This is a genomic window from Aeromonas sp. R7-2 (genome assembly GCF_040908105.1).
In the GTDB taxonomy this organism is placed as follows: domain Bacteria; phylum Pseudomonadota; class Gammaproteobacteria; order Enterobacterales; family Aeromonadaceae; genus Aeromonas; species Aeromonas caviae.
The window spans coordinates 92298-108401 of record NZ_JBFODC010000022.1; the positions used below are offsets into that span (position 1 = coordinate 92298).

General features: G+C 62.8%; 15 protein-coding genes. 6 read left to right on the plus strand and 9 right to left on the minus strand.

What is annotated here, in order from left to right; all coding sequences use genetic code 11:
- Window positions 1-6: 6 nt before the first annotated feature.
- Window positions 7-705 (minus strand): L-ribulose-5-phosphate 4-epimerase, encoded by a 699-nt coding sequence (locus AB5Y47_RS07760; protein ID WP_257726012.1) that lies wholly within the window; start codon window positions 703-705, stop codon window positions 7-9.
- On the minus strand, window positions 702-2378 hold the full coding sequence (locus tag AB5Y47_RS07765; protein ID WP_368220100.1) for a ribulokinase: 1677 nt from the start codon (window positions 2376-2378) through the stop codon (window positions 702-704). The genes AB5Y47_RS07760 and AB5Y47_RS07765 overlap by 4 nt, the downstream gene beginning before the upstream one ends.
- Before the next feature lie 360 nt (window positions 2379-2738).
- On the opposite strand from AB5Y47_RS07765, the gene AB5Y47_RS07770 reads away from it, so the two are divergent.
- The 4 genes from AB5Y47_RS07770 to araC all read left to right on the plus strand — a co-directional run bounded on the left by AB5Y47_RS07770 (window position 2739) and on the right by araC (window position 7379).
- Window positions 2739-3722 carry an arabinose ABC transporter substrate-binding protein gene (locus tag AB5Y47_RS07770; protein WP_039040094.1) on the plus strand — a complete coding sequence of 328 codons (984 nt, stop codon included), beginning with the start codon at window positions 2739-2741 and terminating at the stop codon, window positions 3720-3722.
- 66 nt (window positions 3723-3788) lie between these two features.
- Window positions 3789-5285: an L-arabinose ABC transporter ATP-binding protein AraG gene (araG, locus tag AB5Y47_RS07775; RefSeq protein ID WP_323894958.1), complete on the plus strand. Its 1497-nt coding sequence runs from the start codon at window positions 3789-3791 to the stop codon at window positions 5283-5285.
- Between the two features lie 48 nt (window positions 5286-5333).
- Window positions 5334-6335, plus strand: a complete 1002-nt coding sequence (gene araH / locus AB5Y47_RS07780) for an L-arabinose ABC transporter permease AraH (protein ID WP_010674477.1) — start codon at window positions 5334-5336, stop codon at window positions 6333-6335.
- A gap of 132 nt (window positions 6336-6467) precedes the next feature.
- On the plus strand, window positions 6468-7379 hold the full coding sequence (araC, locus tag AB5Y47_RS07785) for an arabinose operon transcriptional regulator AraC (RefSeq protein ID WP_368220101.1): 912 nt from the start codon (window positions 6468-6470) through the stop codon (window positions 7377-7379).
- Window positions 7380-7447: 68 nt separating this feature from the next.
- On the opposite strand, the gene ykgO is transcribed toward araC, so the two are convergent.
- Complete coding sequence (gene ykgO, locus AB5Y47_RS07790; RefSeq protein ID WP_010674479.1) at window positions 7448-7573, minus strand: type B 50S ribosomal protein L36; 126 nt, start codon at window positions 7571-7573, stop codon at window positions 7448-7450.
- Window positions 7570-7839, minus strand: a complete 270-nt coding sequence (locus tag AB5Y47_RS07795; RefSeq protein WP_254231985.1) for a type B 50S ribosomal protein L31 — start codon at window positions 7837-7839, stop codon at window positions 7570-7572. Before AB5Y47_RS07795 ends, ykgO begins: the two co-directional genes overlap by 4 nt.
- Window positions 7840-8064: 225 nt before the next feature.
- Between AB5Y47_RS07795 and AB5Y47_RS07800 the strand changes: the two genes are divergently transcribed.
- Window positions 8065-8319: a DinI family protein gene (locus tag AB5Y47_RS07800; protein ID WP_010674481.1), complete on the plus strand. Its 255-nt coding sequence runs from the start codon at window positions 8065-8067 to the stop codon at window positions 8317-8319.
- A 278-nt stretch (window positions 8320-8597) separates the two neighbouring features.
- Here the strand turns inward: AB5Y47_RS07800 and AB5Y47_RS07805 are convergent, their stop codons facing one another.
- The 5 genes from AB5Y47_RS07805 to dcuC all read right to left on the minus strand — a co-directional run bounded on the left by AB5Y47_RS07805 (window position 8598) and on the right by dcuC (window position 15082).
- Window positions 8598-9410 (minus strand): DUF2927 domain-containing protein, encoded by an 813-nt coding sequence (locus AB5Y47_RS07805; RefSeq protein ID WP_052258834.1) that lies wholly within the window; start codon window positions 9408-9410, stop codon window positions 8598-8600.
- Between the two features lie 20 nt (window positions 9411-9430).
- Complete coding sequence (locus AB5Y47_RS07810) at window positions 9431-9934, minus strand: M48 family metallopeptidase (RefSeq protein ID WP_010674483.1); 504 nt, start codon at window positions 9932-9934, stop codon at window positions 9431-9433.
- A 131-nt stretch (window positions 9935-10065) separates the two neighbouring features.
- On the minus strand, window positions 10066-11709 hold the full coding sequence (locus AB5Y47_RS07815; protein ID WP_368220102.1) for a hypothetical protein: 1644 nt from the start codon (window positions 11707-11709) through the stop codon (window positions 10066-10068).
- A 280-nt stretch (window positions 11710-11989) separates the two neighbouring features.
- On the minus strand, window positions 11990-13639 hold the full coding sequence (locus AB5Y47_RS07820) for a bifunctional UDP-sugar hydrolase/5'-nucleotidase (protein ID WP_368220103.1): 1650 nt from the start codon (window positions 13637-13639) through the stop codon (window positions 11990-11992).
- Between the two features lie 90 nt (window positions 13640-13729).
- Window positions 13730-15082 carry an anaerobic C4-dicarboxylate transporter DcuC gene (gene dcuC, locus AB5Y47_RS07825; RefSeq protein WP_010674486.1) on the minus strand — a complete coding sequence of 451 codons (1353 nt, stop codon included), beginning with the start codon at window positions 15080-15082 and terminating at the stop codon, window positions 13730-13732.
- Window positions 15083-15405: 323 nt separating this feature from the next.
- Between dcuC and AB5Y47_RS07830 the strand changes: the two genes are divergently transcribed.
- Entirely contained in the window at window positions 15406-16011 is a 606-nt protein-coding gene (locus AB5Y47_RS07830; RefSeq protein ID WP_045524720.1) for a DUF922 domain-containing protein, read from the plus strand.
- Window positions 16012-16104 lie beyond the last annotated feature (93 nt).

Genomic DNA, 16104 nt, shown 5'->3' on the forward strand with positions numbered 1-16104 from the left:
CCTCTTTTAGGCTTTTGTCTGGCCGTAATAGGCGTGTTTGCCATGCTTGCGCTGGTAGTGCTTCTCCAGCAGGTAATCGGGCAGGGGGCGGGCCCCCGGGTTGATCTGGCCGGTGAGCCAGGCCATGCGGGCCACCTCTTCCAGCACCACGGCGTTGTGTACTGCATCCTCGGCGCTCTTGCCCCAGCTGAAGGGGCCGTGGTTGGCCACCAGTACCCCCGGCATGGTGAGGATGGGGGTCTGCTTGAGGGTTTCGACGATGAGATGACCGGTCAGCCCCTCGTAGTCCTCCTCCACTTCGCCCGGGGTGAGCAGGCGGGAGCAGGGGATCTCGCCGTGGAAGTAGTCGGCCTGGGTGGTGCCGAAAATGGGGATGGGGCGCCCCGCCTGGGCCCAGGCGGTGGCATGGGTGGAGTGGGTGTGCACCACGCCGCCAAGCTCCGGATAGGCGCGATAGAGCACCAGGTGGGTGGCGGTGTCGGAGGAGGGGCGCAAGGCGCCCTCAACCTGCTTGCCCGCCAGATCCAGTACCACCATGTCCTCGACCCGCATCCGCTCGTAGCTGACGCCGCTTGGCTTTATCACTACCAGATTGCGCTCTCGGTCGATGCCGCTCACGTTGCCCCAGGTGAAGGTCACCAGGCCATGGCGCGGAAGATCCAGATTGGCGGCGAGCACCTGATCCTTGAGGGTCTTGAGGTTCATGCCGGCACCCCCCGGTTGTAGAGCGGTTCGGCGGCGGCGCCCCAGGCGAGGTAGCGCTGGTAGAGGCGCTCGTATTCGGCGACCCGCTTAGGGTCAGGCTGGTGGGTGCGCTCCACGGCGCTCGCCATGTGGTGCTGGGCCTTGGCCACATCGGGATGGATCCCGGCCGCCACGGCGGCAAAGATGGCCGCCCCCAGGGCGCAGCACTGATCCGATGCCACCACCTGGATGGGCCTGTTCATCACGTCGGCGCAGGTCTGCATCACTGTGGTGGACTTGCGGGCGATGCCGCCAAGGGCGATCACCTGCTCCACCGGCACCTGCTGACTGGTCATGCACTCCATGATGCTACGGGCACCGAAGGCGGTGGAGGCCACCAGGGCGCCGAAAAGATCGGGGGCATCGGTGCCGAGGTTGATCCCCGTGAGGGTGCCCTGCAGGCGCTGGTTGGCATAGGGGGTGCGCCGGCCGTTGAACCAGTCGAGCACCACCGGGAGGTGCGCCAGGTCGCGCTGCTGATCCCAGGCGGCGGCAAGGCTGGGTAACAGGGCCTGCTTGTGGCGCTCGATGGCGGTGCGAAGCTCCGGATACTGGGCGGCGAGGCTGTCCAGGGGCCAGCCGAGCTGGCGCTGATACCAGGCATAGATGTCACCGAACGCGGACTGTCCCGCCTCCAGCCCCACCATGCCCGGCACCACGCTGCCATCCACCTGGCCGCAGATCCCGGCAATGGCCCGATCTCCGATGGTGGCCTCGTCGGCGATCAGGATGTCGCAGGTGGAGGTGCCTATCACCTTCACCAGCGCATTGTTGCCGGCCCCGGCTCCCACCGCCCCCATGTGACAGTCAAAGGCGCCGCCGGCGATCACCACCTCGCAGGAGAGGTGCAGCCGCTCCGCCCACTCCGGGGTCAGGGTGCCGACCGGGAGATCGGCGGTCCAGCTGTCGGTAAAGAGGGGGAAGTCGAGATCCTCCGTCAGCAGGGGATCCAGGGCATTGAGGAAGTCGGCGGGGGGCAGGCCGCCCCAGCTCGGGTGCCAGAGGGACTTGTGGCCGGCGGCACAGCGCCCGCGCTTGAGGGTGGCCGGGGCCTGGGTGCCGCTCAGGATGGCGGGTACCCAGTCACACAGCTCGACCCAGTTGCAGGCGGCGGCGCGCACGGCGGCATCGGCGCGGGAGACGTGCAGGATCTTGGCCCAGAACCACTCGGAGGAGTAAATGCCGCCGATGTAGCGGCTGTAGTCGGGGAACTGGCCGCCGTGGCACAGGGCGGTGATGGCCTCCGCCTCCTCGATGGCGGTGTGATCCTTCCACAGCACGAACATGGCGTTGGGGTTGTCGGCAAACTCCGGACGCAGGGCCAGCACGCGCCCCTCTCTGTCGATGGGGGCGGGGGTGGAGCCGGTGCTGTCCACCCCGATGCCGCGCACGGCGGTGCGCTGACTCGGCGTGAGCTGGCTCACCACCGCCACCACCGCCTGCTCCATGGACTCCAGATAGTCGAGGGGGTGGTGGCGGAACTGGTTGTTGACCGGTTGGCAGTAGTGGCCTGCCTGCCAGCGCGGGTAATAGACGACATGGGTCGCCAGCTCGGCGCCGTCCTGGCAGCGCACGGCGAGTGCCCTGACCGAGTCGCTGCCGAAATCGAGTCCGATGACGATGTGCTCAGACATAAGTGCTCCTGACCATCAATGAGGGGTGACTGGGGGGAACCATAGGAGATGGGCAGGAGGGGCGGTTAGCCATTGGCTGCTGGAAATATGGATTTTAACGCTGTCAGTGCGACAGGGTGACGGCTCTCTAAAATTCAATATGTGACGAAATTGCTAATTATATAGACGAAATGGCTGCAATCTCATGGCGTGATCCTGCTCTCCATTTTTAATTGTGAAAACGATTACAACTTGGTTCGCTCAACCAGCAACAACAATAACGTCCTGTTTAAGCATGTTTTTATATGGCTGTGACTTGATTGACTCAACGAGCAGCACTGCGTGGATACATGGATTGATAGAACCGTTGGAGACATTCGCATGAACAAAATCGTTAAAGGCATGATCGCGATGGGGTTCGCCCTTGGTATGGCAAATTCTGCTTTCTCGGCCGAAGCGCTGAAGCTGGGCTACCTGGTCAAGCAGCCCGAGGAGCCCTGGTTCCAGACCGAGTGGAACTTCGCCGACAAGGCGGGCAAGGATCTGGGCTTCGAGGTGATCAAGATAGCCGTCCCCGACGGGGAGAAGACCCTCAATGCCATCGACAGTCTGGCGGCGAATGGCGCCAAGGGCTTCGTCATCTGTACCCCGGATCCCAAACTCGGTGCCGCCATCATGGCCAAGGCCAACAGCATGGATCTGAAGGTCATCACGGTGGATGACCAGTTCGTCAATGCCAAGGGCCAGCCCATGGAGCAAGTGCCCCTGGTGATGATGGCCGCCACCAAGATTGGCGAGCGTCAGGGGCAGGAGCTCTACAAGGAGATGCAAAAGCGCCAGTGGGACGTAAAGGCGACCGGGGTGCTCGCCATCACCGCCGACGAGCTGGATACCGCCCGTCGCCGGGTCGAGGGCTCCCTGGGCGCGCTCAAGGCCGCCGGTTTCCCCGAGGGCCAGATCTTCCGCGCGCCCACCAAGAGTAACGACATTCCGGGGGCGCTGGATGCCGCCAACTCCATGCTGGTGCAACACCCCGAGGTCAAGAACTGGCTCATCGTCGGCATGAATGACAACACGGTGCTCGGCGGCGTGCGCGCCACCGAAGGGCAGGGCTTCAAGGCGGAGAACGTCATCGGCATCGGCATCAACGGGGTGGATGCGGTGAACGAGCTCTCCAAGTCCAGCGCCACCGGCTTCCTCGGCTCCTTGCTGCCCAGCCCGGACGTACACGGCTACAAGAGCATCCAGATGCTCCATGACTGGGTCGTCAACGGCGCCGAGCCTGCCAAGTTCACCGAGGTGACCGACGTGGTGCTCATCACCCGCGACAACTTCAAGGCCGAGCTGCAAAAGAAAGGGCTGTGATCCCCATCCCTTGATACCCATGCCGGCATGGCGGAGTGCGCCGTGCCGGCTGGCTGGAGTCATCTCATGAATCAAGTTCCATATCTGGAGTTTTGCGGCATCAGCAAGGAGTTTCCCGGCGTCAAGGCGCTGCAGAACGTCTCCTTCGCCTGCCAGCAGGGCACGGTACACGCGCTGATGGGAGAGAACGGGGCCGGCAAGTCCACCCTGCTCAAGATCCTGAGCGGTTTTCAGGTGCCCACCCGCGGGGTGGTGAAGCTGGCGGGTCAGGAGAAAGTGTTCCAAAACACGGTCGATGCCCTTGAGAGCGGGATCGCCATCATCTATCAGGAGCTGCACCTGGTCCCTGAAATGAGCGTGGCGGAGAACATCTACCTGGGGCAGTTGCCGACCCGGCGCGGCGTCATCGATCGGGAGAAGCTCTATCAGGATGCAGCCAGGCAGCTGGCGCGCCTCGGGATGGACGTCTCCCCCGAGACGCCGCTCAAGTACCTGTCCCTGGGTCAGTGGCAGATGGTGGAGATCGCCAAGGCCCTGACCCGGGACGCCAGCGTCATCGCCTTCGACGAGCCGACCAGCAGCCTGTCGTCCCGCGAGATTGAGCAGCTGTTTCGGGTCATCCGCCAGTTGCGGGACGAGGGCAAGGTCATTCTCTACGTCTCCCACCGCATGGACGAGATCTTCGCCCTGTGCGATGCCATCACGGTGTTCAAGGATGGCCAGTTCGTGCGCACCTTCGCTTCCATGGCCGAGGTGGACCGGGATCTGCTGGTCAAGACCATGGTGGGGCGCGAGCTGACCGACATCTATGGCTACAGCCCAAGGCCGCTAGGCGAGGCGGGCCTCAAGGTGGAGCACCTGATGGGGCCCGGCCTCAAGGCGCCGGTGTCGCTCGAGGTAAAGAGAGGGGAGATCCTCGGCATCTTCGGGCTGGTGGGGGCCGGGCGCAGCGAGCTGATGAAGCTTATCTTCGGCGCCGAGACACCTCGAGGGGGCGAGATATCGGTGTTTGGCAAACAGGTGGTCATTCAGAGCCCCATCGACGCCATTCGCAGCGGCATCATGCTCTGCACCGAAGACAGGAAGGCGCTCGGCATCATCCCCATCCATTCGGTGCAGGAGAACATCAACATCAGCGCCCGCCGCCACCACGCGTGGGGAGGCTTCTGGATCAACCAGCAGTGGGAAGACGAGAACGCGAGGCTGCGGATCCGCGACATGCGGGTCAAGACCCCGTCTCCCCAGCAGGCCATCATGAACCTCTCCGGCGGCAACCAGCAGAAGGCCATTCTGGGGCGCTGGCTGTCGGAAGACATGAAAGTGATCCTGCTCGACGAGCCGACCCGGGGCATCGACGTCGGGGCGAAGAACGAGATTTACAACGTGATTTACGATCTGGCCAAGGTGGGCATTGCCGTGGTGGTGGTCTCGAGCGAGCTGCCGGAGGTGCTGGGCATCGCGGATCGGATCCTGGTCATGCGGGAGGGGGAGATCGCCGGAGAGCTTTCCCACGACGAGGCCAACGAGGTCAAGGCGCTCAATCTGGCCATGCCGGCCCGTTGATCTGCTGACCGCAACGAGATAGCACCCGGAATTTTCAGGAGAAATACCATGACAACTACTACCTCGGTCGGCCAAGCCGCCAACGACACCGCGGCGAGCGGTACCCGCCTGCAACTGACCCGCATCTGGGATCAGTACGGCATGCTGGTGATCTTCGCCATCCTGTTCCTGCTCGCCTGCGTGCTGGTCCCCAACTTCGCCAGCCTGATCAACATGCGGGGGCTCGGGCTTGCCGTCTCCATGTCGGGCATGGTGGCCTGTGGCATGCTGTTCTGCCTCGCCTCCGGCGAGTTCGACATGTCGGTGGGCTCTGTGGTGGCCTGCTCCGGGGTTGCCTGCGCGGTGGGCATCAACGCCACCGAGAGCATCCCCCTCGGCATTCTGGCCGGTCTCTCGGTGGGCCTTGTCTTTGGCCTCATCAACGGCATCGTCGTGGCCAAATTCAAGATCAACGCCCTCATCACCACCCTTGCCACCATGCAGATGGCGCGCGGGGTGGGCTACATCATCTCCGACGGCAAGGCGGTGGGCATCGTGGAGGAGGGCTTCTTCGAGCTTGGCAACTCCGCCCTGCTCGGCATCCCGACGCCCATCTGGCTGACGGCTGTCTGCTTCGTGCTGTTCGGGCTGCTGCTCAACAAGACCACCTTCGGGCGCAATACCCTGGCCATGGGGGGTAACGAGGAAGCGGCACGTCTGGCCGGGGTCAACGTGGTGCGCACCAAGATCATCATCTTCACCATGACCGGGCTCATCGCCTCGCTCGCCGGCATCATCCTCGCATCCCGCATGACCTCGGGTCAGCCCATGACCTCCATCGGCTTCGAGCTGGTGGTGATCTCCGCCTGCGTGCTGGGTGGGGTCTCCATGAAGGGGGGGATCGGCAAGATCTCCTACATCATCGCCGGGGTGCTGATCCTGGGATTGATGGAGAACGCCATGAACCTGCTCAACATCTCCCCGTTTGCCCAGTACGTGGTGCGTGGCCTCATCCTGCTCGCCGCCGTGCTGTTCGACCGCTACAAGCAGGTGCGCAAAGCCCGTATCTGAGCGATGTCTTTCCTTGTCACCGGGCCGGCCTCGCGCCGGCCCGGTGTTTTCCCCGGCAAGCTGTGAGCCAGTTCAACAATTTCACAACGAACAGCTTGCGAACTTAGGGGGTTCCTACGCCGGATCTCTACAATGGCCCATGTCGACTTTTTTACCGAAACCCTGTTTTCCGCCATGTCCTCGATGCAAAAAGAGAAGCCGAAACAACTCAATCCCCTGCTGCCTGGCTACGCCTTCGACGTCTTCCTGGTCTCGGGGATGACTCCCATCGAGCAGGGGAGCGCGCTGGATTTCACCATCGACAGGCCCCACGGCATGAAGGGGTTCATCGTCAATCTGACCATCAAGGGCAAGGGGCAGATCTTTCAGGGGGACAAGGCCTTCACCGTGGAACCCGGCGACCTGCTGCTCTTTCCACCAGCGGCGGTGCACCATTACGGCCGGGCGCCGGATGCCCGGGAGTGGTATCACCGCTGGGTCTATTTCCGTCCGCGGGCCTATTGGGCTGACTGGCTCAAGTGGCCCCAGGTGACGGAGCAGGTGGGGCGACTGCAACTGGCGGACAACCAGCTGCTCACCGAATTCGACGCCCTCTTCCTCGACATCGAGGAGACCCACAAGCAGCTGCGGCCCATGTCGGAGCAACTGGCCATGAACCTCTTGGAGCGGTTGCTCATCCGCTGCTACGAGGCATCGTCCCAGAATGCCTATCCCGCCATCGATCACCGGGTCCACGAGGCGTGCCAGATCCTGAGCGAGTCCCTCTCGGCCGAGATCTCGGTGGAAGCGCTGGCGGAGCAGGTGTTCTTGTCCCCCTCGCGCCTCGCGCACCTGTTTCGCGAGCAGGTGGGGGTGAGCATAGTGCGCTGGCGTGAGGATCAGCGCATCATACGGGCCAAGCTGCTGCTGCAGACCACGCCGCTGTCGGTCGCCACCATAGGCCAGCAGGTGGGCTATGACGATCAGCTCTACTTCTCGCGGGTGTTCCGAAAGCGGGTCGGGGTCAGCCCCACCGAATACCGCAAGTGCGCCACCCCGCTGTGAGCAGAGCCCAGAGATGACAAAGCCCTCATGACGAGGGCTTTTGTTATCCATGAGGGGCGGATGCGCAATCAGCCCTGACGAGCCTTGAACCTGGGATTGCTCTTGCAGATGACGAACAGCTTGCCGCGTCGACGTACGATCTGACAGTCCGGGTGACGCGACTTGGCGGATTTCAGGGAGGCGAGGACTTTCATTGTTTCTCTTTTCCTTTGCTGAAGAACTGACCGAATCGCTGGCCGAAGCGAGCGACCTGACCTTCCTTGCCGACCTGCTTCTGTTTGCCGGTATAGAAGGGGTGGGACGCGCTGGAGATATCCAGCGTCACATAGGGGTAGGTGTTGCCATCTTCCCACTCTCTGGTGCGATCGGTGGCCAGCGTGGAGCCGATCAGAAAGTAGGTATTGCTGGCGAGATCGTGGAACAGAACCTTGCGGTATTCAGGGTGAATATGGGGGCGCATGATTGCCTCTGTTGTTATGTTATAACAAGGCATGGATAATGCGATGGATGAGAATCAATATCAACTGTTTTTTCCATGATGACAGCAATGGGGGAAAATCGGGGTCGTTCGGCTGCACATCGTCAGCGAGAAGGCATGGACGGTGAGGGCCTATGTGCAGCCACCATCTTTACTTTTTAAAATTACTGTATAAAAATACAGTAAACTATCATGGAGACGTACCCTATGCGCCTGGAAATCATCATCGACAGAAAACACCAGATCCCCACCTCGACCATGGAGGCCTTGCGCCAGGAGCTGCTCAAGCAACTGGGTGAGCGCTTTCCCGATCTGCATGTGCGGGTGGCACCGGGTAGTGCCATGGCTCTGACGGTCAGTCGCGCCAGCAAGGAAGACAAGGAGCTGGCCGAAGCCATGGTTCAGGAGGTGTGGGAAAACGCCGATAGCTGGATGCCGGAGGAAGAGGCTCTGGAGGCCTGAAGATAAGCTCTCAGCGGCAAGCATCGTCGTGATCTGCCAGGCCGAGAGGAGGAGTCTCCAGCCGGATGATGATCCCTGTACCGGCTTTGCCGAACCGCTCTTCAAAACACGCAGCCATGGGCTGCGTGTTGCGTTGATGGGGTAAGCGCATGACCATGAAGGCGAAAGGCGAAAGGCGAAAGGCGAAAGGCGAAAGGCGAAAGGCGAAAGGCGAAAGGCGAAAGGCGAAAGGCGAAAGAGTCGAAGAGTAGAAGAGTAGAAGAGTGACGGCGCTGCGTTCAGAGTCCCGCCCAACGCTTGAGGCTGTCGACCTGCACCCGTTGGGTGGCCTGTGCGATGTCGCCATTGGCGCGTAGTGCCTTGAGGGCGGTGGGGAGCGCCGCGCGTACCTCGTCCGCCGTCATGCCCGGTTGCAATGCCGGGTGGTAGGCAAGCCTGAGCAACACGTAATCGAGCCCGGTCAGAAAGCTGTCGATGCTGCTGTCATTGAAGATGGAGGGGAACACCTTGTCCGAGTCGTTGGGCAGCCCCATCACCTGGCTCAACTCTTCCACTACGCAATCCAGAAAACGGCCCTTTGCCCGGCTGTAATCCACCGGAATGATGATGGTGGCACGGGTGATCTCGTAGCGAGCGTTGGTGGCGAAATTGGCCAGGCAAATCCCCTCCTTGAGGGCGATGCGCACCGACTCGTCCTGGCGCATGGTGCGCGCAGCCCAGCTCGCCATCTGTTTGTGCCGGGTCATGATGAGGGTGAGATTGGGGTTGTCGTTGACAATCTCGATGGGGTGACCGGTGATCCTGCTCAGGTGACGGGTCTGTACCTTGACGACCTCGGCCTGCAGCGGCTTGTCGCCGAATTCGTTGACGAGCTTGAGACGCACGGGGCCCGGCCAGCGAGAGAAGTGCTCCTGTTGTTCATGGCCATACTCCCGTTTCATGGCGATTTCCATGAAGCTCTGGACAAGGTAGTCATCACGCTGCCAGCGTTCGGTGGCCGACAGCGGCAGGGAGAAGAGCCAGAGCATCAGCCCCGGGAGCAACCAGTGCCCATGGCGAACGGGCTGGAGAGGTGTGTGCCATGGGCGCATCTTGCCTCCTTGCAAGGGGATCAGCGGGCGGTACGCTCGATATCACGCCAGGTGAGCCAGAGCCTGAGATCGAACTCCAGTTGATGATAGTCCGGTTCCATGTGCTGGCAGAGCTGGTAGAAAGCCTTGTTGTGATCCTTCTCCTTCAGGTGGGCCAGCTCATGCACCACTATCATCTTGAGAAAGGCGGGATGGGCCTCCTTGAACAGGGCGGCGATGCGGATCTCGTTCTTGGCCTTGAGCTTGCTGCCTTGCACCCGGCTGACATAGGTGTGCAGTCCCAGGGCATCCTTGATCACGTTGATCTTGCCGTCGAAGATCACCTTGGAAAGCGGCGCCGAGCTTTTCAGGTAGCGGTTCTTCAGCTCCATGGTATAGGCGAGCAGCGCCTTGTCGCTCTGGACGAGGTGGGTTTGCGGGTAGCGTTTGGCCAGCATCTCGCCGAGTTTGCCCGCCGCAATCAACTGCTGTACCTGAGCCTTGAGTGGCTCCGGATAGCCCCCCAGATAAGTCAGCTCCGCCATGATTCTTCCCTCTGCCGCAAAAAAGAGCGCCATTGTAGTCAGGATGGAGCGCCTTGAACATGGTCGGCCCCCCTCTTTATGACGACAACGAAAAGGGGCCATCACCAGGATGGCCCCTTCTGTGTGCCTGATTAGCGGCGCCGGTACAGGCCCGGGTCCACCTCTTCATACTGGGCTGCCAGATACTGGTAGAAGGCAAGGTGGGAGGGGGAGGTCGGAGTCTTGAGCTCCTGTGCCACCCGCTCCGGTTTGGCGATGATGAATTTGGGTTGTTGGCGCTGGATGTCAGCCAGCACCCGCTCGCGCACATCGTAGGGCGGGTTGACGTTGGCAAAGAACAGATAGGCGGAGGCCGGCTGGCGATCGGTCCAGAGGTAGTATTGCGGCTGGATGCCATCGACCCAGATCTTGTCGGTGGGCGCCGTCTCGGCCAGGATACGATCGACCCTGACCTGGGCGGGGGGATTGAACGGCCTGCCCTTGAGATTGCCTTCCCAGGCGTTGTTGACCAGCAGCGCCAGCATGGCCAGCGAGGCGAGCCAGGGGGTGGCGCTTCGCACGTCCCAGGCGCGCCAGAGCGGGACCAGAATGAGCACGGGCAAGGCCCACAGCAGGCTGTTGCCGAGCACCTCGCGCACCCGCTCCAGAGACCACTCCTTGGTGCTCCAGCCATAGCCGAGCTGCTGGGCCAGCAACCAGCTGGCGGTCAGCACCACCAGGGAGATGCAAAGTAGCCCCAGGGCATCGGATCGCTGCTCGCTTCTGTCCAGCAGGCAGGCGAGCGGCAGCAGGCCAAGCTGCAGATAGAGCACGTCATAGTGATCGAACACATGGCCGGAGACCGAGTTGGCGATCAGGGTGAACAGCCCCCCCAGCAGGGTGGCGCACAGCGCGGGGAGATACCACTCCTGGCGGCGCCCGAGCATCAGGACGAGGAAGGCGGGCAGCAGCATGATGAGGCCGGTGCGCAGCAGACCGACGGCGCCTACCTCAGGAGAGAAACCGTTGCCGTAGCTCCCTTCAAAGAAGATGCCGAAGGCGTAGTATTTGAACTCTGCCAGCACGTCGTGGTGCTGGAAGTAGGCATAGAGCGGGCCGCCGACGAGAGCCAGTCCAAGCAGGCTGGAAAAGAGCAGGGCAAAGGCGCAGCGCCACTGCTCGCGCAGGCACCAGTGACAGAAGAGCACCAGATACCAGGCCCCCCAGAAGGCGCCGTTGTTGGTGCGCATCCAGGCCACGATGGCGAAGGTGAGTGCGGCGACCAGGGCCGGTCCCCAGCTGAATCGCTTGTCCAGCAGCAAGGTGATGAAAGCCCACTGGGCGATGAGGGCCAGATGGAATGTCCAGTCCTCGGTCATGTTGCCATAGTAGTAGCGAGTGCTGTAGAGCGCCAGCAGGGCCAGCATGCTGCCAAGTCGCGCCCGCACCGAGAGCCCGAGCTGCGAAAAAGCCTGCCAGCTCGCCATGAGGCCCAGCCAGCAGAGCACCCACTCCAGCAGCCAGATCCCGAAGAAGCCACCAAGGCCATAGCCCAGTGCATCGAGGGCGAAGATCATGGGACCCTTGATGTCGATCATGTCCCGATAGAGTACGCCCCCCTCGCTCCACATCTTGCCCATCACCGCAAACAGGGAGGCATCAAATCCCGGGGCCATGCCGTGGAACAACGGATTGCGTAGACAGAACAGCAGAGCCATCAGGGCGGTGAGCAAGATGACCGACGGCCTGATCCCGGGATTGTGGCGGTGCGGGGTAAAGCGGATGGCGTGATTCATGGGTGACCTGTTCCTGCGGGAAAGACTGAAAAAGCGGGCTTATCTTGCCGAGCCGGGCTGCACGATGCAATGGAAGAAGTGTAGGCACCTGAAATAATTCGTAAAAGTATCGTTTTCACGCCTCTGGCTGCACTGGCAGGCCCCATCACAAGACAGGGCAGGCGCAGTCGGGCGTCACAGCCTGAGGTTGCATGGAAAGGGGGCCTGCGCCTGGGAGCGGACCAGGATTCCCCTATGCGGCGAAAAGGCGGCACCGACCCGGGATGGGTCGGTGCCAGATTCACTGGCCGTGATACTCCACCAGGGCCGGCAGGGGGCTGAGCTCCGGCAGGTGGCGTGCCCAGCGCAGGAAGGCATCCGCCAGGGTGATGCCGAGCTCCTGATTGTGCTGGGTCAGGGTGCGGGCAAGGGCCGTGTAGCCCTCCTTGCCGGAGGCAGTATAGGCACTGGAGACCCCGCGATAGATGGCATTCGGCTCGACGTGCAGCCACTGACCCGGGCTGGCTTCCCATTCCAGGCGAGTGATCCTCTCCCCTTTGGGCCTGTCGGCCTGATAGCAGAAGCGCACCCCGGCGGTGTAGGGGAAGCTGCCGCTGCCATTGCCCGTCACCCCGTTGTTGGTGGCGTTGTCGATGGCCCCCTCCAGTGCCTCGGCCAGTTCATGGCCGTGCACCCGGTAGAGGGTAAGGGGAATGGCAAAGGGCAGCAGGCGTCCGGCAACGTCTGCTTCGGTCAGGGGGCCGGGCTCGAGGGAGCAGCGCACGCCCCCGGCATTGTGCAGGGCAAAGTCCACCTGACCCACCTGTTCGCGGGCACTGGCCAGCATGGCGCTCGCCACCAGGGGGGCGACCTGGCTGCCGGCGGGCTGGGTGGCATCGGGCAGCCGCTGATGGTGCAGTGGCCCGGCGAGGCGGGTCACGATGCGGCGGGTCATGGTCTCGAGCTCGGGGCGATAACGCCGGGCCAGATGCAGCTCGAGCTCGGGGGCCGGTTCGCAGAAGTGCAGCCCCGCAGGAGGCGGGGAAGCAAAGGGCCAGGGATCCCAGGGTAACCACTCCAGCTGGCCGCGGCTTTGGCACACGCGTCCCTGTTCGTCGAAGGTGAGTTCGCACACCCCGAGACAGAGGGCGCTGTGGGCGGCGTGCAGGATGGCCACCCCGTTCACCATGAGGGGATAGCTGCCTTCGCTGTCGAGCCCGAGCGGCGCCAGATCCCCCAGCAGGCTGTGGGTGTGCCCGCCGACGATGAGGCTGAGCTCGGGGAAGCGGGTCGCCAGTCGCTTGTCCTGCGCCAGACCCAGGTGGCTGAGCAGGATGATGTGCTGGATGCCGGCGGCCTTGATCTCTTCGAGGGCGCGGCTCAAGGTCTCTTCGATACCGTGGAAACGGGTGTGGGGATCGGGGCTCGCGATGGCGGCCATCTGCGGCAGCGTGATGCCGAGCAGGGCGAAGGGCACGTCGTCGATGACGCGCTTGTGCCAGGGGCGGCTCGCGTCAAACAGCTGCGGCAGTCCCTGCAGCCGCAGCTGGGCATCGGCGGGCTCCTGACGGTTGTCGATGTTGGCGGCGAGCACCGGGAAATCGAGCTGGCGCAAAAACTCCACCAGCGGCCCGTTGCCCAGATCGAATTCGTGGTTGCCGATCACCATGGCATCCGGTCGCAAGAGGGCCAGCAGGTCCGCATTGGCCCGCCCTTTGAAACGGTTGAAGTAAAGTGACCCCTGGAAGGTATCGCCGCCATGCAGCAGCAGGCAGGTCTGGCCGGCTGCCTCGGCCTGTTGGCGCAGGGCGGTGAGCCGGGTCAGGATGCGGCCATAGCCGCCGCACTGGGTGCGCCATTCGGACTCGCCATCGGGGGAGAAGCGCATGGGGGCGCCATCGAAATGGGAGTGGCAGTCGCTGAAGTGGGCAAGTTGAACCGTCATACTCAAGGCTCGGTCCTCCTTAGGAAAAAAGAGCACCGAGTCTACTGCATGGGGTGGGGGGGATACCAGCCCGGCGGCAGCCGGGCCGGTAAAGAGTCAGGCGGGAACCATGATCTGGGTGGCGAGGATCACTACCAGCAGGCCGACGGCCACCGGCAGCGAGGTACGTTTGACCACCTCGAACGGAGAGAGATTGCCCATCCCCGCACAGGCGACCACCACCCCGGAGACCGGCGAGATGGTGCGGCCGAGGTTGGATGCCTGCAGCATGGGGATCACCAGATAGGCGGGGTTGACGCCGAGGCTGGTGGCCAAATGGGGGATGAGCTCCACGAAGGCGTAGAAGGGGGCGTTGCCGGAACCCGTGGTGAAGGCCGCCAGGGTGGTGATGACCACCAGCACCAGCATGATGACGATGCCGCCGGTACCGAAGCTCTGGGCCAGATCCAGGAGATTGGCGATGAAACCAAGCCCCATCAGACCCTGGGCAAAGACCCCGGCACCCACCAGCAGCATCACCACGCCGGCGAAGGCGTCGGCCATGTTGCGCCAGCACACCTGCAGCCCGTCCAGCAGCTCGCGGCCGTTGCGCTTGCGCACCAGCTCCAGCAGGGCAGCCAGCACCAGGCAGATGACGATGATGGTGACGATGTCGAGCTTGGGCCCCAGTTTGCCGTCAAACAGCAGCACACCGATGATGGGGGTGAAGGGCAGGATGGCGTAGAAGCCGGGGGCGTCGGTGACGAGATCGCTCGGGGCGACCGCGGCGTTGTGCTCCCCGGCCTTCTGATCCAGATAACGCTGCCAGAAGAAGTGGGTCACCGCCATGGCTGCGATGGCCACCAGGGAAATGGGCAGGGTCAGCTTGAAGGCAAACTCGATGAGCTCCATGTTCGCGGCCTGGGCTGCCATCACCACGTCCCCCGAGGTGGGTGAGAGGATGATGGCGGCCGGCGAGGCGCACACCGCCGCCGCCGCGCCACGGGAGATCCCCATGTTGACCATCAGCGGGAAGAGGGTGGCCATCAGCAGAACCCCGAGGCCGGTCGCGGAGCTCACCGCCAACGACATGGCGCAGGCGACCAGATAGGCGGCCACCAGCAGGATGTAGGGGGACTTGATGACACCGAGGGGTTTGCTCGCGAGCTTCACCAGTATGGTGTTGGCGCCGATGTGGCTCATGTAGCCGGCAAAGCCGCACAGCACCATGATGAGCATGCCGAGGCCACCCCCCCTGTCGACCAGCAGGAAGCGCACGTATTCGAAGATGTCGGTGGCCATGTGGCCGGTGGAGGGGACGCTCGCCGGCAGCACCGCCTTGCCCATCAGGGCGGTGATCGCCAGCAGCAGCAGGCCGCCGCTGAGCAGTACCCCGGTGGCGGAGTAGCCCTTGAAGATGTAGCGACCCACGGCCAGGGTGACCAAGGTGCCGATCAGGAGTTCTATCATAAAACCTTCCCAAGAGTTGAAATGAGGGGGTGGCCTGCCAGGGCTCACCAGAGGGTTGCGCTGGACTATCCGGCATCGGCCAACAAAAACACTGCGGATATTACCCACTAAGGAGTATTTCACCATCCATTCGATGGCAGCTTGTGATCTCGACTGCAAATCCCCGCCTGAGCCGGGGTGATGACTCGCACGTTTGCAGCAAGCGGGTGCCAAGAGCGGATGACAGGGGGCTGGATCAGGGGTAATCTCCCAATCGGGTTATTAATGCATTGATTATTAATTGAAATTAAGCTGGGACTCACAAGGAGCAAAGCCGCGGACAGATGGGACTCTTCAGCAAGACAGGGGTGACGGTGGCCCTCATTTATGCCGCCTCAATCGGTGCTGTACCTTCCCACTATGCCGGTGTGAAGGTCGCCCCCGATATCAAGGTCGACTTCCAGTTCTATCGGGTCTCCGGGGCCGATGTGGGGGCTGTGATGCGCCAGATCACCGCCTTGTCGCCCACCCAGGCGGACGGGCACATCGGCAAGGCCAGCTATCAGCTCTCCTGGCAGTTGCAGACGAAGGCGACGGCGACACGCTGCGAGCTGGAGCAGGCCAGCGTTCGTGCCCGCATCCAGGTCAGGGTGCCCAACTGGATGGACAAGGCCCGTGCGCCCGCGAAGGAGCGCCAGAAGTGGGACAAGCTGGTGGCCGCCATGTTTGACTACGAGAGCCGTCACAAGGATATTCTGCTGGAGAGCGTGAGCCAGCTTGGCACGCGCCTCGCCCAGTTGCCGGTGACCCGGGATTGCCCAACCCTGGAGCATCAGGGCTGGCAGGCAGGGCAGGCGGTGCTGGAGGCAACCCGGGCGCGGTTCGACACCCTGGCCAGCCAGACCGATCAGGGGCGCAAGCTTGGGGTCGTCTGGCCCAGGGCTGGCTGATAACACGTGTACAGGCCCATGGCCACTCATGGGAAACATAAAAAACGGGCTGATTGAGCCCGTTTTTTTGTTGGTACGCCAATGGGGTGGAGG